Raw genomic sequence first — 18,965 nt, forward strand, 5'->3', positions numbered from 1 at the left:
TCAAACCTCGATCGTCTTTGGGCGGCGGCGTTCGAACCAGATGACAATCATCAGGCGCGTCACGAAGATGGCGGTAAAGACCGAGGTTAGAATACCCAGCCCAAGAGTGATGGCAAAGCCGCGCACAGGGCCCGAGCCCATGGCAAACAGGATTACAGCGGTGATGAAGGTGGTGATGTTGGCGTCCAGAATGGCCGACAGCGCCTTTTCATAGCCCAGCTCGATGGCACGCGCCGGACCCTTGGCCGTTTTCAACTCTTCACGGATACGCTCAAAGATCAGCACGTTGGCGTCTACCGCCATACCAACCGTCAGGACGATGCCCGCAATGCCCGGAAGGGTCAGTGTGGCACCGATTGTGGACAACAGTCCAAAGATCAGGCCGACGTTGATGATCAGGGCCACGTTTGCGAATAGCCCGAATAGACCATAGCTGAGCGCCATGAATACTAGTACGGCAACAAAGGCCACGATGGTTGCAACCTTACCGGCGTCGATGCTGTCCTGCCCCAACTCGGGGCCGATGGTACGCTCTTCCAGGAATTCGAGCCCTGCTGGCAGAGCACCCGCGCGCAGCAGCACGGCCAAATTGGTGCTTTCCTCGACGGTGAAGTTTCCGGTGATGATGCCCGAACCGCCCGGGATGTGGCTCTGGATCACCGGGGCGCTGATCACCTCGTTGTCCAGAACGATGGCAAAGGGCGAACCGATGTTGTCACGAGTATAGTCGCCGAACTTGCGCGCACCGGAGGTGTTGAACCGGAAGCTGACTGCGGGGCGGCCGTTCTGGTCAAAGCTGGGCTGCGCATCGACCAGCTCTTCGCCGGTGACGACCGGAGCCGCTTCGATGACATAGAAAACGCCGGTTTCATCAATCGACGGGATGAGTTCGTTTCCAACACCTGCAACGGCATTGGCATCAGTGCCACGCGACACAACCGGGTTGAACGTCAGCTGAGCGGTCGTACCAATGATAGCTTTCAGCTCGGACGCGCTGCCTATGCCCGGTACTTGGATCAGAATGCGGTCTGCACCCTGTCGTTGGATCGTGGGTTCACGGGTGCCGACCTCGTCGATCCGGCGACGGATGATCTCCAGTGCCTGACGCACGGTCCGGTCATCGCTTGCCAGTTTTTCTGCATCAGACAGACGCACCGTCAGGATATCACCCTGCCCGCTGACCTCGATATCGGTGGAACCGGCACCGGTCAGTGTCTGGATCGGGCGGGCCAGTCCGCGCACAACCTCGACCGCGCGAGACATGCCCTCGGGTTGCGAGATACGAACGCGAATCTCATCCGCAGGCGACTGTTGCAAGCGAATGGTGCCGACGGTGGCCCGTTCGGGACGCAGCGCATCGCGGATTTCCGGCCACATGGCCTCCATCCGGCTGGCATAGACATCCTCGACCTTGACCTCGGCCAGCAGATGCGCACCGCCGCGCAGATCCAGGCCAAGGTTCACCAGAGAGGACGGCATCCAAGCGGGCCATTGTTCGGCCAGGATCAGCCGTTCAGGCGTCTCGCCCTTCAGCTCGATCTCGGCAATTGCGTCGTTGCTTTGCTCGACGCGTGTGTAGAACGCATTCGGCAGGGCCATGAGCAAGCCGGTCACACAGACCAGCCAGATCAGAACCCGCTTCCAGGTATCAATTTGCAGCATTACCCTGCCTTTTGAATGTGTTAGAGGTCGCGGTTACTTTGCCGGTTCGGTCTTGTTCAGAACCTGAGCAATGGTGGCCTTGACCACGCGCACCTTGACGTTCTCGGCCAGCTCAACCTCGATCTCGCCGTCGTCCTTGACCTTAACAACCTTGCCGATCAGGCCGCCTTGGGTGATCACCTGATCGCCACGACGCACAGCGTCGACCATCGCCTGATGTTCCTTGACCTTCTTCTGCTGCGGGCGGATCAGCAAGAAGTACATGATGGCAAAGATCAGGATGAGCGGCAGAAACTGACCGAGTGCACCAGCGTCCATGGGATATTCCTTTGTGTCAGGGGCAAGGGGTTGCTCCCCTCGCAAATTTGGCCGGAACCTATGCGTTGGCTGGGGGGTTTGCAAGAGAACCTGACGCCGCGCATCTCATCCCGGTTGCCCGCGCGCCGCTCTTTGTCACGCACCGTTGCAGATAAGTCCTAGGCAGGCCCGCTCTCGCGGATATAGTCAAGGCATGGGGAAAGCATCATGACATCGATTATCGGCGTGGTTAGAACAGGCCTTAGGACGTTGCTCCTGATGTGTAGCCTGGCGTTGCTTACCCTACCAACCCTTGCCCAAACCGAAGACCCGGCCGTTTCCCTGCCGATCGACCAGGATGCGCAGGATGACACGTTTCAGGCCCCCGTTATCGTGGATGGGCATGAGCTGTTCGTGTTGCGCGGCTCCAGCGCCCTGCCCGCCATCGAACGCGTGACGCACGTTCAGGACCGTATCATCGAAATCGCAGCCGGTTCAAAAAGCAAGACAGTCGAAATCACTTACGAAGATACCGATCTGGGCATCAAGATCCTGGCCGACGGGACAGAGATCAGCCTTGTGACCCAGGCGGATGCCGAACTGGATCAGATGGACATTTCCGTGCTTGCCGCGCTGCAAGGAGACGCCATTCGGGACGCAGTTCTGGCCTATCGCAGCGAACGCACGGACGAGGCCCGTGTCACCGGCGCGATCGAAGCCGGTATGTGGACCATTGGCTTTGCCGTATTCTCTGTCCTGATCATCTGGCTGCGTCGCCGGTTCAAGCTGGGCATCAATGCCATCGTACGCCGCAACTTTGCCGAAGTCGAAACCGCGACCAACGCCCAGGTGCAGGCGGACGCCATCGCCGCATTGATCCGGTTCGGGGTAAATTTCATCCTCTTGGTGCTCTTTTTCCTGGGCGCCTACTACTACTTGTCGTTCATCCTGCTCGCCTTTGCCGAGACCCGCTATGTGGCGCAGATCCTGTTGACTTATGTCACGGAACCCGTGCTCAACATCATTCTGGGCTTTGTCGCCTACCTGCCCAACCTGATCACTCTCCTCATAATTGGTCTGCTGACCCAATATGTCATCAAGGGGATGCGCGTGTTCTTTGACGCGGTCGAAGCCGAAACTTTCCGGCTGCGTGATTTTGAAAAACACTGGATCAACCCGACCTTCAACATCGCCCGCACCATCATCATCCTGATCGCGCTTGTCTTCTCTTTTCCTTACATCCCGGGCTCGGATTCGGCGGCGTTCCAGGGGCTGACCATCCTGATCGGGGCGATGCTGTCGTTGGGATCGAATTCGGTCGTGGGCAATGTCCTGGCGGGGCTCTTCGTGATCTACCGCCGCTCGACGTCCATGGGCGATCGTATCCAGGTGGGGGAACACATCGGCGACGTGGTGCAGATCAAGCTGATGGAGACGCACATCAAGTCGATCAAGAATGAGCTCATCTCGATCCCCAACGCGCAGCTGATGAACTCCGAGGTGATCAACTACTCCAAAAAGATCGACGGCTCGGGGCTGTTGCTGCACACCACCGTCGGCATCGGGTATGAGGAACCGCCCGAAAAGGTCGAGGCGATGCTGATCGAGGCTGCGCACCGCACCAAGGACCTCAAGGCGCGTCCTGTCCCGTTTGTGTTGTGGACCGCGTTGGCCGATTACGCGATCAACTATCAGATCAACGCCTACACCACCCGAGGCGCCTCGATCCCCCGCATCAAATCCGACCTGCACCGCAACATCATGGCCGTGTTCACCGAAAACGACGTCCAGATCATGACGCCCAGCTACATTGCCGACCCGCCCGAAGCCAAAATCCCCCCCAAAGCCTGGGACGGCCAACTGGCCCATATGGACGACACCTGAACAACGACCTAGATGCTGCCCGGTTTGAAAAGATCATTGTTCCAGCCGATGTGCCTGCGACGCTCGCCAGATACCGGCTCATGCCGCCGGATTGTCCTCTACATCCCTGGCCAGCCACCGATAGGATGCACTGCCTGAACGATGTGTTCCAATCACAGTACCCTTTCGACTATGATACCCTCGGTTGATCATCATAAATGATCAGATTTAAAACTGGGTGCACCAATCAATGCTTCTAAGGTCGCGCTGCTGGTACGACGAACCAACTGATTAGGAACAACATATGCATGCATTTCTCAGAGCTTTGGAAAAGCAGGTTTTACGCGGTCTTGGCAAAGGTCATGGAACCAAATCCATCTCGACCGAGGTGAATTGCATTCGAAAACTTCTGGGCAAGGATAGGGTTGGCACCTGTGTTGATATCGGCGCCAATGTCGGGCTCTACACCTCTGCACTTCTACGTCAATTTCCAGACGCAACCGTCTACTCCTTTGAACCGTCACAATTCAACGTCGAAAAATTGAAAGCGCGCTTTGAAGGTGACACCCGAGTGCACATCATACCGTTCGCCGTCAGCGATTGCGAAGGCGAAGCCAACCTCTATTCGAATGCGCCCGGCTCAGGACTTGGGAGCTTGCTGCAACGGGATCTGGACTACTTGAACATTTCTTTTGATCAGACAGAAATGGTCCGCACCATACGATTTGACGATTTTTGGACCAACGAAATGGGCGGGCGGGCAATTGACATCCTGAAGCTGGATATCGAAGGCATGGAACTTTCGGCATTGAAGGGAGCTGAAAAAGCCCTGAGAAACACCCGCGCAGTGCAGTTCGAATTTGGTGGAACGAACATAGACTCCCGAACCTATTTCAAGGATTTCTGGTCCTTCTTCACGGAGCGCGAGTTTAGCTTGCACCGCATAACACCGTTCGGTTCACTGGAAATCAAACGATATTCTGAACGTGACGAGGTCTTTACAACTACCAACTATATCGCGATCGCCAAATCGGAAGCAGGTTAATCCTGCAATCCAGTAGAGAACCGGACATCAGCAGCATCACTCCTGAAGCATTCCGTTGTCTGGACAGTCTCAACAGGTTTCATCCCACCTTCGACCAAGGTTCATTTCCTAGTGCAAACAATAAGAACGCTGCCCTCTACCCCCTGCCCTGCACATCAGGCATAAGGCTGATATCGACTCACATTACTTCTCAAGGGAAACAGACCCATGCACGACATCCGCGCTATTCGCGAAAATCCCGCCGCTTTTGATGCCGCTCTGGCTCGCCGTGGGGATGATGCGATGTCGTCGTCGCTCCTGGAACTCGACGAGGCGCGCCGGGCCAAGATACTGGCCGCCGAGACCGCTCAGGCCGAGCAGAACAAGGCCGCCAAGGCCATTGGTGCGGCAAAGGCCAAGGGTGACGAGGCCGAGTTTGAGCGGCTGCGCGCCGAAGTTTCGGCCAAAAAGGCCGAAGTGGCCGCGATGCAGACCGAGGCTAAAGAACTTGACGCCAAGCTAACCGATCAACTGGCCCGCATCGCCAACCTGCCCGCAGACGACGTGCCGCAGGGCGCAGATGAGGACGACAATGTCGAGGTGAACCGCTGGGGCACCCCGCGTGCGTTTGCCTTTGCGCCGAAAGAGCATTTCGAGATCCCCGCTGTGGCAGCTGCGATGGACTTTGAAACCGCCGTCAAGACATCCGGCAGCCGATTTGTTAACCTGACCAAGGGCGTCGCGCGCATTCACCGTGCCTTGGCACAGTTTATGTTGGACACGCACGTCGACAAGAACGGGCTGACCGAGACGCAGACCCCGGTTCTGGTGCGTGACGAGGCGATGTATGGCACGGATAAACTGCCCAAGTTCGGCGATGACAGCTATCAGACCACCAATGGCTGGTGGCTGATCCCCACATCCGAGGTCACGCTGACCTATTCGGTTGCGGGCGACATTCTGGACGAGGGCGAGCTGCCCCGCCGCATGACTGCACACACCGCCTGTTTTCGCTCGGAAGCGGGAAGTGCCGGCAAGGACACATCCGGTATGCTGCGTCAGCACCAGTTCGAAAAGGTCGAGATGGTGTCGGTGACCCACCCCGACAATTCGGACGACGAGCAAAAGCGCATGCTGCGCTGCGCCGAGGATTTGTTGGAACAGCTGGGCATCCCCTATCGCACCGTGGTGCTCTGCACCGGCGACATGGGCTTTGGTGCGCGCCGCACGTTCGACATCGAGGCCTGGTTGCCCGGTCAGGACACCTATCGCGAGATCTCGTCGGTTTCGACCACCGGTGACTTCCAGGCTCGCCGCATGAACGCGCGGTTCAAACCTGCCGATGGCGGCAAGCCACAGTTTGTGCACACGCTGAACGGCTCGGGACTGGCCGTGGGGCGCTGCCTGATCGCGGTGCTGGAGAACGGTCAGAACGAAGACGGTACCGTGACCCTGCCAGAGGTTCTGGTGCCCTATACGGGCGGCAAAACCACATTGCAGCTGGACGGCACCCTGGGCTGACCGCACACCAAAAACAAAACAGATAAGGCGAGGAAGGTTACTTCTTCGCCTTTTTCTTGTCCTTCTTCTTGGACTTTTTGTCCTTTGGCTTGCCCTTGGATTTGTCTTTGTCTTTGTCTTTGTCTTTGGACTTGGCCTTTTTGTCCTTTTTGGCCCAAGCGTTCGATTTCGCCTTTTCCTTGGCCTTCTGGATCTTGGCCTCAAGCTCTTCGATCTTCTTGGCAGCTTTTTCCGCCTTGGCCTTGGTTTTGGCTTTCTTCTTGGCCTTTTCCGCTTCCTTGCGAGCCTTTTCGTCCTTGCGCGCTTTCTCTGCCTCTTTGCGCGCCTTTTCAGCGGCTTGCGCCTTGGCCTTCGCCGCTGCAGCCTTGGTGTCGTCGGATGAGACTGCCGGTTTGGTCGCCTTGGCGGGAGCCTTGCGCGCAGCGGTGGCAGGGGCTGCAGGCTTGCGGGCCGCGGGTTTGCGGGTCGCAGGTTTGCGGACGCGCTTTGCCGCAGGTGGCGTCCCACCGGTCGCCCCTGATTTGGCCGCAGCCAAAAGCGTCTTGGCCCGTGCGGCACCGACGCGCGGGACCTGCCTCAACTGTTCCTCAGTCGCGCCAGCGATATCTTCAACCGTTTTGAAACCGGCCGCCGTCAACGCTAGTTCCAGTGCTTTACCAACACCTCGCAAAGAGGAAATAGATGTCATTGCAGGTCCTTTCTGTTGTTATCGTCAATCAATCACAAAATGTATATACACGGGATATACAAATTGCAAATGGCGTGAAACCTGGGGCCTGTTACTGTGCAAGTGCCCTTTCATCTCGATCTGCCGCTTTTTCCTTTGGGAAAGGAACGAGGCGCTTGTTGTCCTCGTCCCAGAGCTTGAGATTGAGCGCGGCCACCGCCTCGGGGAACTTGATGCGGCGAGGCGCAAACTCGGGCGGCAGGCTGTAGTGGCAGGCCCGCAGGCGATACGAGGGGATGCGCGCGTTGAAGTGGTGGATGTCGTGCAACGTGATGCAAGCCACAATCAGGTCGAAAAACCAACCGAAATCCAGCGCAGAAGATCCTTGCAGCGCTGCGACCTGTGGATCGAGGTCGGGGCGGCGGTCCCAATAGGTGTCTTCGAAATTGTGCTGCAGGTAGACGAGAAAGACGCCGATCATGCCGCCCAGGAAAGAAAATGCCAGCCAGACCAGAACGCCGGTGGTGCCTGCAAGGGCGTAAAGGATCCCGAGATAGACCAGGATCGAGAGATTGTGGAGCAAGACGCCCATCACGCCGAAGCGCATGGTATTTTTGGGCCAGCGATACCGGATAAAGTAAGTAAAGGCGGAGCCCAAGGGCACGAGAACAAAGGGGTTGCGGTAAAGGCGATAGACCAGACGCTGCCAGAAACCAGCCTCGGTCCATTCGCGCAGGGTCATGGTGTGGATCTCGCCGGTTTCGCGGTGTTCCAGGTTGCCGATGCCGCCGTGGTGAAGGTTGTGATTCTGCTTCATCACCTCGAACGGGGCAAAGGTGAAAGGCGACAGGCCATGGCCTGCCAATTCATTCTGATGGCGGGTTTCGAACAGAGAATGGTGGCCGCAATCGTGTTGCAGCACGTAAAGGCGCACGGCCGAAAAAGCGTGCACGATGCCCGCAGGCAGCATCACATACCATAAGCTCATATGCGCAACGGCAAGATACAGCGACAAGAAATAGATCGCGAAGGTGCCAAAATAGCTGAGCCCCGCCAAGCGGTTGTCTTTCTTGCAATAGGCCCGCGTGTGTTCCCTTAGATCCATGCCCTTCCTCTCCCTGGATGGCCCGGTTCATTTCAACTTGATAAGTCTACAACATGCCCCAACCCGCGCGATTGGGTAAAAACTTGTGCGTTAACAACATGCTTAGCGGGATTTCTTTCGCGCGTCACCCGTATTGATGGCAACTTGGGTGAAATCTTGCTGACGAATGCACGCAATCCGGGGGTGCTCCCGCCCGTCGTCGACGCCCCTTGCGGGACGTCTCCTCCCGTTGGGCCAGGCTCAGGTGGGCTTTGCCCGCCTGAGCCTGGCCTTCCCCCTCTTCGTGCCGTCCGCAGGACGCAAGGCCGATAGGCCGCGCAGATGACGCAGCGCCCTGGTTCAGGAACTGGGACGTCCCTTGAGGTGTTTGCTCAGCTTGCTGGGCTGTTTCTTGCGCTTGCCCTTGTAGGGGTTCTTGTCCCCCTGCCCGCGCAACACCAGGCGAATCGGCGTGCCCGGCATGTCGAAATCTTCGCGCAGTCCGTTCACCAGATAGCGCGAGTAGCTGTCTGGTGTCTTGTCGGGATGCGAGCACATCACCACGAAATGCGGTGGACGCGTCTTGGCCTGCGTCATGTAGCGCAGTTTGATCCGCTTGCCTTGTGGGGCTGGCGGGGGGTGTTGCTCAAGCATGCCAATCAACCAGCGGTTCAACGCTGCTGTCGGCACCCGACGGTTCCACACATCATGGGCGCGCAAGATCGCATCATGCAGACGTTCCAGACCTCGTCCTGTTTTGGCCGAAACCGTAATCAGCGGCGCCCCACGCAGCTGCGGCAGCAGCCGGTTGAACGCCTCCTTCAGATCGCGCAGTTTTTCTTGCTTGTTCTCTTCGACGTCCCATTTGTTGACCGCCACAACAACCGCACGCCCTTCGCGTTCCGCCAGATCGGCGATCCGTAGATCTTGCTGTTCAAAAGGAATTTCCGCATCCAACAGCACCACAACAACTTCGGCGAATTTCACCGCGCGCAGCCCGTCCGATACGGACAGCTTTTCAAGCTTTTCCTGGACCTTGGCCTTTTTGCGCATGCCTGCGGTGTCAAAGATCCGCATCGGCGTACCAGACCATTCGGTGCGCAGCGAGATGGCATCGCGGGTGATCCCGGCCTCGGGGCCCGTCAGCAGGCGGTCGTCACCCAGGATCTTGTTGATCAGCGTCGACTTGCCCGCGTTGGGACGACCCACAACCGCGACCTGCAACGGTTTGTCGGCGGTGATGGCGGGCGCCTTGAGGTCGTCTTCGTCATCATCGTCTGACAATTCGATGTCGGTAACAGGCGCGTGTTCCTCAGCCTGTTTGGCCATCTTGTCCGCCAGCGGCATCAAATGGGTGTAGAGGTCGTTCATCCCCTCGCCGTGCTCGGCCGAAAGGCGAATGGGTTCACCCAGACCCAGGGCAAACGCCTCGAGCACGCCCGCATCGGCAGCAGAGCCTTCGCCCTTGTTCGCGGCCAAGATCACATGATCGGCGCGTTTGCGCAGGATATCGGCAAAAATCTCGTCGGTCGGCGTCACGCCAACCCGGGCGTCGATCATGAACAGGCACACGTCCGCCATGTCCACCGCGCGTTCGGTCAGGCGCCGCATACGACCCTGCAGGCTGTCGTCGTTTGCGTCCTCCAGACCGGCGGTGTCGATCACGGTAAAGCGCAGATCGCCCAGGCGTGCTTCGCCTTCGCGCAGGTCACGCGTCACCCCCGGCTGGTCGTCGACCAGGGCCAGGCGTTTGCCCACAAGGCGGTTGAACAGAGTGGATTTGCCCACATTGGGGCGCCCCACGATGGCGAGGGTCATCGACATGGTTTCAAACTTTGCAAAGGACTCAAGATGCGCCCTTTAGCGCATCTGATCGTCAACGGAAAGCGTGCAATTGCCCTTTGGCACCGACAACGTAAAGCGTATTGCCGGCCACCACGGGCCCTGTGGTGGCGCCACCAGGGACCTCAACCTGCCCCAACAGGGCGCCATCAGTGGGGTTATACAGGCGCAAATAGCCATCGTTCGAGGCCAAAACAATGCGCCCTCCGGCCAGGATCGGACCATAATGAGCAAAGACCGCGCCGCGCTTGCGAGGCTTGTCCTTGACGAATCCGGGCAGATCACGTGCCCAGATCACGGAACCGTCCGACGCGCTCAGGCGCATCAGCTGGCTTCGGTCGCTGACCAGGAACACGCTATCGCCCACTGGCCAGACCGGGCCAACTGCGCCTTCGGTCGCGGTCCACTTGCGTTCACCTGTTTCGGCGGAAAAGGCCACCGTGCGACCCGAATGGTTGCCCGCGTAGATGGTACTGCCCGAGATGACCGGGCTACCGGTCACATCGCCGATGCGTGAAGCAGCGCGGCCCTTGCGCTCGCCGGTGACCGAGGCGAACCAGCGTCGAATGCCGCCCTTGCGGAACGAGGCGATGAGGTCGCCCGACCCGAAGGCAAAGATGACCAGATCCGACGTCAGTGCCGGAGCGGGCGCACCCAGAACATTGCCGACGCTCGGCGTTCCACTCAGCTGCCAGGCAATGCGGCCGTCTTTGGTATTGATGGCCCAAGCGGTTTCATCGCCCGCCACCAGATACAACAACCCGTCGCGGATCGTCGGTGTCCCGCTGCCGGTGGCACTCAACTTTTGACGCCAGCGCACGGCGCCCGTTTTGGCGTCCAGAGCCGTCAGGCGGCCAAACCCGGAGGAGACATAGAGAATGCCTCCGTCATAGGCCATACCACCACCGGTGGCTTGCCCGGCGTCGTCACCGTCAGGCACCAGATCTGTCGACCAGACCACGCCCCCGTTGGGCGCAACACCGGTCACGGTGGCACCGGAATCCAACGTATAGATCAGCCCCCCCGCGACAACAGGATCGGCGGTGATCCGGCGGCGCCGTTCATCCCCATCCCCGATCGGCGTAGACCAGATCAGCTGAGGCGTGGCTCGCATCGCGGCATTGTTGATGCGAAAGGCCGGTGTGCCATAGTTCTGTGCCCAGCTGGCATTGCTGACCTGTTTCGGCAGGCTGATGGGGGTGGACTGGTTCTCGACCGCGACGGTTTCATCGGCACCGCGAATATCCTCGCGCTCGCCAGGCAGAATAAGCTCAGGCTCGGCACAGGCCGACAAAAGCAGCAATGACCCGCCCAAAAACGCGGCCCCGGCACGGGAAACGGAAAACTTTGCAATCATCGCTCTGGCCTGTTGTCCTGTTCAATTCCTGTTGTTCCCGGGCTCTGAAGCGGCCCGGCTCAGCCTTGCTGTCCCGGCAGGAGCTCGGGTGTTGCGCCCAAGGCCACAATCAACTGGCTTGCACGCTGTTGCAAGTCTGTGGTTGCTTCGGAGTCCTGCAAGATCGCCTGCAAACGGTCAATGCCCGCCTGCGCATCGCCCTCGGACACGTCAATCAAGGCAAGCTGTTCTTCAGCCAGCAAACGCAATGGGGCACCCGGAGCGGCCAAGGCGCTGAACTGCTGGCGCCGGTCGGCCACGGGCAAAGTGTCGGTTTGCAGGGTCAGCGCCTTGAACGTGGCGATGTGGCGGTAGATTTCGGGCAGATCCCTATTGGTGGCGACCTTGTTCAACCCATCGACTGCAGCAGCAACCTGATCCGAGTTGGCCTGCGCGGCAGACGCCAACATCTCAACCACGGCCTGCCCGCTTGGGGACCCCGCTTCGATCGCGGCCAGATTGGTGGCGCGGTCCGCAGCGTCATTGACGGCCAATGCCGCAATGATGTCGTCGCCCAACTCCTGCGCGCTGGCCGTGGCCTGCGATTTGCGGATTTCGTTGTACGCAGCACCACCAACCACGCCGATGACAACCACAGCGGCGATCCAGCCATAGCGGCGCAGCAACAGATACATGCGGTCGCGGCGAACCTCTTCGGTTACCTCGTCAATGAAACTGTCGGTATCGCTCATCCCTGCCCCCTGGTGCATGTTGTTGATGCCCCTCATACCGTGCCGTTTGCATCAAGCCAAGTGTTGGAAATGCGTCATTTGCCTGCCTCAAGTGTGCCAAAGTTAAAAAAAGTGATCTGAACTGTTCGGTTTAGTGTAGACAATACAAATTCGAGACCCCATGTGGTCTCCAAGTGTCGACTGAGGCGCGAAGGACAGAACCAAGTAAAACTAGGAAAGCGCGATATGCGATTGATCCCTTTCATCACTGCAATTCTGGTTACGGCCGGGCTTTATCTGGCGGTGTTCGAGCGTGAGAAGCTGCTCGCATTCGCAAAAGGCAACGCGGCCCAGGCGCAAGAGGCCACAGCGTCGGATATGCCGGACGAGACCGTCGAAGCGGTTGCACAGGCCACCGAAAGCGCCGTTGGCGTGGTCGCGCTGAAATCTGTAGCCCGTCAGATCGACAGCGCCGTGGTCCTGCGTGGCCAGACCCGCGCCATCCGCCAGGTCGAGGTGCGCGCCGAGACATCCGCCGTCGTGGTTTCCGAACCCAAACGCAAAGGGGCCTTTGTCGAGGCAGGCGATTTGCTCTGTCAGTTGGACACCGGCACCCGTGACGCCGTGCTGGCCGAAATGAACGCCCGCAAGCTTGAAGCGGAAAGCCGTGTCCCAGAGGCCGAAGCTCGCCTGGAAGAGGCCAAAGCCCGCCTGCTGGAAGCAGAAATCAACAACAACGCGGCGCAGAAACTGTCCGAAGGTGGCTACGCCTCGGAAACCCGCCGCGTTGCGACCGAAGCCGCCGTCAGCTCGGCCGAAGCCGGGATCGAAAGCGCGAAATCCGGGCTTGAGGCAACCAAAGCGGGTATCGAGGCCGCCACCGCCGCCGTGGCCGCCGCCGAGCGCGAGATCGCACGTCTGTCCATCACTGCCCCCTTCCGTGGCCTGCTGGAAAGCGACACAGCCGAGATCGGCAGCCTGATGCAGCCCGGTACCCTGTGCGCGACCGTGATCCAGTTGAACCCCATCAAACTGGTGGGTTTTGTTCCCGAAACCGAAGTGAACCGTGTGACCGTGGGATCGCCTGCCGGCGCCCGTCTGGCCACCGGGCTTGAGGTCCGGGGTCGCGTGACCTTCCTCAGCCGCTCCGCCGACCCCACCACCCGCACATTCGAGGTCGAGATCACCGTTCCAAACGACGAATTGTTGATCCGTGATGGCCAGACCGCCACCATCGGCATCGCCTCGGACGGCACGTTGGCACATCTGCTGCCGCAATCGTCGCTGACGTTGAACAATGATGGCCAACTGGGCGTCCGCGTCGTAGGCGCAGACAACATCGTTCAATTCCACCCAGTCGGCCTGATCAAGGACCAGTCCGATGGTGTATGGGTAAGCGGTTTGGCCGAACGGGCTGACGTGATCGTCGTGGGCCAGGAGTTCGTGACCCAAGGCGTCCGTGTTGCGCCCACCTATGAGGAGGCCGCGCAATGACCGGCATCGTCGACTGGGCCGCGTCCCGGGCGCGGATGGTCATCGCCTTCATCATCATCTCGCTGGTGATCGGAGGCTATTCCTATGTGAACCTGCCCAAAGAAGGCGAGCCGGACATCGATATCCCGATGCTCTTCATCTCGACCCAGTTTCCGGGCATTTCGGCAGAGGACAGTGAAAACCTGCTGATCAAGCCGATGGAAACCGAGATGGTGGACATCGACGGCCTGGACAAGATGACCGCCACGGCGGCTGAAAACTATGCCGGTGTGCTGCTGGAGTTCGAATTCGGCTGGGACAAATCCGCGACCATTGCCGATGTGCGCGACGCGATGAACACCGCGCAGGCAAACTTTCCCGATGGCGCCGAACAATACTCGATCACCGAGATCAACTTCTCGGAATTCCCGATCGTCATCATCAGCCTGACCGGCGATGTCCCGGAACGGACCATGGCGCGCATCGCCAAGGACCTTCAGGATGACATTGAAACATTGGATTCCGTTCTCGAGGCCGGGATTGCAGGCAACCGTGACGAGATGCTCGAAGTGGTCATCGATCCCCTGCGGCTTGAGGCGTACAATGTCACTGCTGCCGAGCTGATCAATGTGGTGAACAACAACAACCAGCTGATCGCCGCTGGTGAAGTCGAAAGCGATCAGGGCACGTTTTCGGTCAAGATCCCGTCGTCGTTCAAGACGGCCGAGGATGTCTATGACCTGCCCGTCAAGGTCAACGGCGACCGTGTCGTAACCTTGGGTGAGCTGGCGCAGATCAATTACACGTTTGAGGATCGCGCAGGCACCGCGCGGTTCGATGGGGAATCCACCGTCGCCCTGCAGGTGGTCAAGCGCAAGGGGTATAACCTGATCGACACGGTCGAGCAGGTCAAAGTGGTTCTGGCACAATCCCGCTCGGAATGGCCCGAAGAGCTGAAAACCGCGATCCGTGTTGACACCTCGAACGACCAGAGCCGCGTTGTCGGCTCGATGGTGAGCCAGCTTGAGGGCTCGGTTCTGACGGCTGTGGCACTGGTGATGATCGTGGTTCTGGCCAGCCTTGGCAGCCGTGCCGCGCTGCTCGTCGGTTTTGCCATCCCGACCTCTTTCCTGCTCTGTTTTGCCTTTCTCGCACTCATGGGTGTCAGCATTTCAAACATCGTGATGTTTGGTCTGATCCTCGCCGTGGGGATGCTGGTCGATGGCGCCATCGTTGTGGTGGAATACGCTGACAAACGCATCAAGGACGGCATCGGCCCGATGCATGCTTACGTCGAGGCCGCCAAGCGCATGTTCTGGCCGGTCATCTCGTCCACGGCGACGACACTCTGTGCCTTTCTTCCGATGCTGTTCTGGCCAGGCGTTCCGGGTGAGTTCATGGGCATGCTGCCCGTGACCCTGATCTTTGTTCTGTCGGCGTCGCTGGTGGTTGCATTGGTCTATCTGCCTGTTGTGGGCGGTGTCTCGGGTCGCATCAGCCGGACCTTTACCACTGCGTCGAACTGGCTGCGGTCACGCACCCCTTGGATTGTACGCGCAGTGCTTGTTCCCCCTGCCCTTTACGGGATGTTCCTGGGCGCGATGCAGATGCTGAACCCGGACTATCTGCTGCCCGGAGGATCGATTGCGGGTGCCCTGTTCTTTGTTCTGTCGGCCTTTGCGGCGTCGATCACACTGAGCGCGGCCAAGGTAACGTTCGAAGCGCGTGAAGTTCGCACCCAGACCGGACATACCCCGTTCGGCCATGTGGTAAAATTCCTCGTTGGCAACCCAATCATGCCGATTGTGTCTATCGCGGTTGTGTTTGGCGCGGTCTTCTACGTGGTGGCAATCCTCTTCCCGGCCAATTCGCGCGGGGTCGAGTTCTTTGTCGAAAACGAACCTGAACAGGCCACGACCTATGTCCGTGCACGGGGCAACCTGTCCCTGACCGAGAAAGACGAGATGGTCCGTCAGGTCGAGGACATCATCGCCGAGCATCCGGCGGTCATCAACGTGTTCTCCTTCGCGGGCGAAGGTGGTCTGGACACCGGCGGCCCAGGGGGCGGCCAATCGCCTGCCGATACGGTTGGTCAGGTTCAGTTCGAGATGATTCCGTGGGAAAACCGCCCCACCGAAACCGAGACCTGGTTCTACGGGCTACTGTCCCGCGAAGTGACCGCGACCGACTATGACGGCAACACGGTGATTGACGAGATCAACGTCGAGCTGGCGAAACTGCCCGGCATCGTGGCCGAGATCGAGGCATTGGAGCAAGGCCCCGGATCAGCCAAGCCCATTCACCTGCGCATCAAGGGTGATGATTGGGAGCAACTGGTGGCAAGCACCGCCGAGGCGCGCGCGCATTTCGATACGGTCCCCGGTCTGATCAAGATCGAAGACACCCTGCCTCTGCCCGGCATCGACTGGGAAATCTCGGTCGACGTGGCCAAGGCCGGTCGCTATGGCGCCGATGTGGCCACCGTGGGCGCGATGGTGCAGCTGGTGACACGCGGCATCCTGCTGGGTGAAATGCGCCCCAACGACAGCGACGAAGAGATCGAGATCCGCGTCCGCCTGCCCGACAGCGACCGGGTTCTGTCGACGCTCGACACCCTGCGGGTGCGCACGCCGGACGGGCTGGTACCGCTGGCAAACTTCATCACCCGCAAACCGGTGGCGAAACTGTCGGAAATCAAACGCGTCGATCAGAAACGGTACTTTGACGTCAAATCGGATGTGGAACCTGGGTTGGTTAGCCTTGAATTGGCCGCTGGCGATGACAGTAAAACTCGCCTTGCGGTCCTGCGCGCAGTACCCGAAGGCGCATCAGCTCAAGGCCCCGCTGTCACCAATGCCGCAGGGGCAGAGTTTGATGTGGTGACGTTCTTGGACGACGCAGATATCGACACGCTGACGACCGCCATCGTCGACGGCGCGCAGTTTGTGCCGATCAACCCCAACGAACGCATCGGCGTGCTGACCGAGTGGCTGGAGGCCAACCCCCTGCCCGCGGGTCTGGAATGGGAATGGACCGGGGATCAGGAAGAACAGGCCGAAAGCCAGGCATTCCTGTCCAGCGCCTTCCTTGCCGCGCTCGGGTTGATGTTCGTGATCCTGTTGGCGCAGTTCAACAGTTTCTACAACTCGGTCCTGGTTCTGCTGGCGGTGATCCTGTCCACGACCGGCGTTCTGATCGGGATGATGGTCATGCAACAGCCGTTCTCGATCATCATGACCGGCACCGGTATCGTGGCTTTGGCGGGGATCGTGGTGAACAACAACATCGTTCTGATCGACACCTATCAGGAATACAGCCGCTATATGCCCCGGATCGAGGCGATCATTCGCACCGCCGAGGCGCGTATCCGTCCGGTTCTGCTGACAACCATCACCACGATGGCCGGTCTGACGCCGATGATGTTCGGCCTCAGCCTGGACTTCATCGGTGGCGGCTATTCCATCGACAGCCCCACGGCATTGTGGTGGAAGCAGCTGGCAACAGCGGTGGTCTTTGGTCTGGGCATCGCAACGGTGCTGACACTGATCGTGACGCCCTCGTTCCTGGCATTGCGGGTCTGGTTCACGACCTATGCGGTCTGGATCGGTCGCATGCTGGCCCGCGCCACCCGTGGCCGGTCCAGCCGGATCGCCCGCGACATGCGCCTGAACAAGTCGGCGAAAAAGCTGCAAGCAACCGAGATCATCTGGGAAGATGCCCCGGTCTCAAAGCCCAAGCCCGAGGCCGAAGAGGATCTGCCCAAGATTGGGGGGCCTTTGCAGGCCGCCGAATAATCAAAGCGTTTCGACAAAAGAGGTATCGCAAATACCTTGCCGCGCTTCGCCCTGTCAGGACACTTGCGATCCTCTTATCGCTTGGTTGTTATCGAAACGCTCAAAGCATCCACTGAATGGGCAACAGCCCCATGATCCAAACCACCGCGCGGCTCAGCGCGGTGGTTTTTGGTTCCCGGGGATAGATGCGCTCGCCCCCCTCGCGGTCCGTCTCGATCCAGTGCAGGTCCCCACTGGCGCCCCTCTCGACCAGATATGCCCGCTCCGGCAGTTGGCGGTCGAGACCGCGGGCCATTGCGCTGGCCAGGTCGGCGCTGTCGATCAGGAACCCCATTTCGGTGTTCAAACGTGCCGAACGGGGGTCAAAGTTGAACGAGCCCACAAAGATGAGCCTGCCGTCGATTTCGAACGTCTTGGCGTGCAGGCTGGTGTTCGATGAACCGACCAGCCCGAATTGCTCCAGCAGGTCCGGTTTGACCTGATCTGATTTCAGCTCATAGACCTCGACCCCACCGTCAATCAGCCGGTCGCGATAGGGCACATAGCCCGAATGCACCGGCAGCACATCGGTGGCCTCTTGCGCGTTGGTCAGCGTGCGCACGCGGATCCCTTCGCCCGCCCAGGTGGTCAGCACCTCGGTAAACCGGTTGCCGGGCACAAAATAGGCCGAGATCACGCTCACCTCGACTTGCGGTTTTGGCAGCAGCTTGATCAGCCGCGTCATCATCAGGTCGTCATCCTGCGCCGCCCCCTGCCCCTTGACCGGGCTGTCGCTGACCATCTGCATCGGCACCCAGTCAAAGCCGCGCGCATCGTCCAGCAACTCCTCCATCAGATGTGAGGCGCGCACGCTATCGGCATAGGTTGCGCCGCCGGGCCGCGCCTTGATCTGCGCGACCGAGGCCTCAAGGATACCGCCCCCCGCAGGTCTGGGCGTCAGCACATCGCCAACCGGAACCGCCGAAGGGCTGGTCCAGTATAGATCGAAGTCTTCCGACACATCCGCCGCCGCATCCCCAATGGCCACGACATCCATGTCGAAATAGTTCACCCCTTCGCTGCGCGAAAAATAGATGTCCCCGACATTGCGCCCACCGACCACGGTTGCCACCCCGTCCACGGTCAAGCTTTTGTTGTGCATCCGGCGGTTGATGCGACCGAAATCCAGCAGGTATGACACCATGCGCGGGCTGCGTAGCATGAAGGGGTTGAACAGGCGCACCTCGATGTTGTCATGCGCGTCCATCTCGGCCAGTTCGGGGTCCAGATCGGGCGTCCCATTGTCATCCAGCAGCAATCGCACCCGCACGCCGCGCTCTGCCGCGCGCTGAACCGCGTCCAGCAGCAGCAGACCGGTGATGTCCTTTTGCCAGATGTAATACCGCACATCGAGGCTCTGCTCGGCGGCATCGATCAACAAGAGCCGCGCGGCAAAAGCAGCGGCCCCATCCTGCAACCCCGCCACGCCCGAAGTGCCCGGATGTTGTCCCATCAACGGCAGCACAACCGCGCCCAGAGTCGTCTGTTCACTGGCAGGCAAAGCGGTTGAATTCGCACGATCCGGATCATGGGGCACCGGGAACAGCCATTGAAAGCCAAAGCTGGCAACGACGTAGCAGAGCGCCGCAATGATCAGAAATCGCAGGGTTTTCAGCATTCAGGCCTCCGGGC

13 protein-coding genes are annotated in these 18,965 nt (G+C 59.6%); 5 read left to right on the forward strand and 8 right to left on the reverse strand.

Annotation, left to right across the window (positions count from 1 at the left end; genetic code table 11):
• Positions 1 to 1,662: a protein translocase subunit SecD gene (secD, locus tag TRM7615_RS15205; RefSeq protein ID WP_108789010.1), complete on the reverse strand. Its 1,662-nt coding sequence runs from the start codon at positions 1,660 to 1,662 to the stop codon at positions 1 to 3.
• 33 nt (positions 1,663 to 1,695) lie between these two features.
• Positions 1,696 to 1,980 (reverse strand): preprotein translocase subunit YajC, encoded by a 285-nt coding sequence (gene yajC, locus TRM7615_RS15210; protein WP_085796411.1) that lies wholly within the window; start codon positions 1,978 to 1,980, stop codon positions 1,696 to 1,698.
• Positions 1,981 to 2,187: 207 nt separating this feature from the next.
• Here yajC and TRM7615_RS15215 point away from each other — a divergent pair, with 207 nt between their 5' ends.
• The 3 genes from TRM7615_RS15215 (at position 2,188) to serS (ending at position 6,367) form a co-directional block, all read left to right on the forward strand.
• A complete protein-coding gene (locus tag TRM7615_RS15215) occupies positions 2,188 to 3,843 on the forward strand; it encodes a mechanosensitive ion channel domain-containing protein (protein WP_235824102.1) in 1,656 nt (551 codons plus the stop codon).
• Positions 3,844 to 4,126: 283 nt separating this feature from the next.
• Positions 4,127 to 4,867 (forward strand): FkbM family methyltransferase, encoded by a 741-nt coding sequence (locus TRM7615_RS15220; RefSeq protein ID WP_108789014.1) that lies wholly within the window; start codon positions 4,127 to 4,129, stop codon positions 4,865 to 4,867.
• 207 nt (positions 4,868 to 5,074) lie between these two features.
• A complete protein-coding gene (gene serS, locus TRM7615_RS15225) occupies positions 5,075 to 6,367 on the forward strand; it encodes a serine--tRNA ligase (RefSeq protein WP_108789016.1) in 1,293 nt (430 codons plus the stop codon).
• Between the two features lie 37 nt (positions 6,368 to 6,404).
• Here serS and TRM7615_RS15230 read toward each other — a convergent pair whose 3' ends face one another.
• The 5 genes from TRM7615_RS15230 to TRM7615_RS15250 all read right to left on the reverse strand — a co-directional run bounded on the left by TRM7615_RS15230 (position 6,405) and on the right by TRM7615_RS15250 (position 12,048).
• The gene (locus tag TRM7615_RS15230; RefSeq protein WP_108789018.1) at positions 6,405 to 7,055 is read right to left on the reverse strand and encodes a helix-hairpin-helix domain-containing protein; all 651 of its coding nucleotides are present in this window, start codon (positions 7,053 to 7,055) and stop codon (positions 6,405 to 6,407) included.
• Positions 7,056 to 7,146: 91 nt separating this feature from the next.
• A complete protein-coding gene (locus TRM7615_RS15235; RefSeq protein WP_108789020.1) occupies positions 7,147 to 8,139 on the reverse strand; it encodes a fatty acid desaturase in 993 nt (330 codons plus the stop codon).
• A 339-nt stretch (positions 8,140 to 8,478) separates the two neighbouring features.
• Entirely contained in the window at positions 8,479 to 9,942 is a 1,464-nt protein-coding gene (gene der, locus TRM7615_RS15240; protein ID WP_108789022.1) for a ribosome biogenesis GTPase Der, read from the reverse strand.
• Positions 9,943 to 9,994: 52 nt separating this feature from the next.
• Positions 9,995 to 11,317 carry a PQQ-like beta-propeller repeat protein gene (locus TRM7615_RS15245; RefSeq protein WP_108789024.1) on the reverse strand — a complete coding sequence of 441 codons (1,323 nt, stop codon included), beginning with the start codon at positions 11,315 to 11,317 and terminating at the stop codon, positions 9,995 to 9,997.
• Between the two features lie 59 nt (positions 11,318 to 11,376).
• Complete coding sequence (locus TRM7615_RS15250) at positions 11,377 to 12,048, reverse strand: tetratricopeptide repeat protein (RefSeq protein ID WP_108789123.1); 672 nt, start codon at positions 12,046 to 12,048, stop codon at positions 11,377 to 11,379.
• 225 nt (positions 12,049 to 12,273) lie between these two features.
• Here TRM7615_RS15250 and TRM7615_RS15255 point away from each other — a divergent pair, with 225 nt between their 5' ends.
• Positions 12,274 to 13,521 (forward strand): efflux RND transporter periplasmic adaptor subunit, encoded by a 1,248-nt coding sequence (locus TRM7615_RS15255; RefSeq protein WP_108789026.1) that lies wholly within the window; start codon positions 12,274 to 12,276, stop codon positions 13,519 to 13,521.
• Positions 13,518 to 17,294, forward strand: coding sequence for an efflux RND transporter permease subunit (locus tag TRM7615_RS15260; RefSeq protein ID WP_108789028.1), 3,777 nt, complete (start codon positions 13,518 to 13,520; stop codon positions 17,292 to 17,294). Before TRM7615_RS15255 ends, TRM7615_RS15260 begins: the two co-directional genes overlap by 4 nt.
• A 100-nt stretch (positions 17,295 to 17,394) precedes the next feature.
• On the opposite strand, the gene TRM7615_RS15265 is transcribed toward TRM7615_RS15260, so the two are convergent.
• The gene (locus tag TRM7615_RS15265) at positions 17,395 to 18,951 is read right to left on the reverse strand and encodes a phospholipase D family protein (RefSeq protein ID WP_235824103.1); all 1,557 of its coding nucleotides are present in this window, start codon (positions 18,949 to 18,951) and stop codon (positions 17,395 to 17,397) included.
• Between the last annotated feature and the right edge of the window lie 14 nt (positions 18,952 to 18,965).

It is taken from the genome of Falsiruegeria mediterranea M17, from assembly GCF_900302455.1.
GTDB lineage: Bacteria > Pseudomonadota > Alphaproteobacteria > Rhodobacterales > Rhodobacteraceae > Falsiruegeria > Falsiruegeria mediterranea.

What these genes read in the sequence shown, in the direction of transcription:
- TRM7615_RS15250 (WP_108789123.1), bottom strand. Translation starts at nt 12,048, where the DNA reads ATGAGCGATACCGACAGTTTCATTGACGAGGTAACCGAAGAGGTTCGC.
- TRM7615_RS15255 (WP_108789026.1), top strand. Translation starts at nt 12,274, where the DNA reads ATGCGATTGATCCCTTTCATCACTGCAATTCTGGTTACGGCCGGGCTT.
- yajC (WP_085796411.1), bottom strand. Translation starts at nt 1,980, where the DNA reads ATGGACGCTGGTGCACTCGGTCAGTTTCTGCCGCTCATCCTGATCTTT.
- secD (WP_108789010.1), bottom strand. Translation starts at nt 1,662, where the DNA reads ATGCTGCAAATTGATACCTGGAAGCGGGTTCTGATCTGGCTGGTCTGT.
- der (WP_108789022.1), bottom strand. Translation starts at nt 9,942, where the DNA reads ATGTCGATGACCCTCGCCATCGTGGGGCGCCCCAATGTGGGCAAATCC.
- TRM7615_RS15220 (WP_108789014.1), top strand. Translation starts at nt 4,127, where the DNA reads ATGCATGCATTTCTCAGAGCTTTGGAAAAGCAGGTTTTACGCGGTCTT.
- serS (WP_108789016.1), top strand. Translation starts at nt 5,075, where the DNA reads ATGCACGACATCCGCGCTATTCGCGAAAATCCCGCCGCTTTTGATGCC.
- TRM7615_RS15260 (WP_108789028.1), top strand. Translation starts at nt 13,518, where the DNA reads ATGACCGGCATCGTCGACTGGGCCGCGTCCCGGGCGCGGATGGTCATC.
- TRM7615_RS15230 (WP_108789018.1), bottom strand. Translation starts at nt 7,055, where the DNA reads ATGACATCTATTTCCTCTTTGCGAGGTGTTGGTAAAGCACTGGAACTA.
- TRM7615_RS15265 (WP_235824103.1), bottom strand. Translation starts at nt 18,951, where the DNA reads ATGCTGAAAACCCTGCGATTTCTGATCATTGCGGCGCTCTGCTACGTC.
- TRM7615_RS15245 (WP_108789024.1), bottom strand. Translation starts at nt 11,317, where the DNA reads ATGATTGCAAAGTTTTCCGTTTCCCGTGCCGGGGCCGCGTTTTTGGGC.
- TRM7615_RS15215 (WP_235824102.1), top strand. Translation starts at nt 2,188, where the DNA reads ATGACATCGATTATCGGCGTGGTTAGAACAGGCCTTAGGACGTTGCTC.
- TRM7615_RS15235 (WP_108789020.1), bottom strand. Translation starts at nt 8,139, where the DNA reads ATGGATCTAAGGGAACACACGCGGGCCTATTGCAAGAAAGACAACCGC.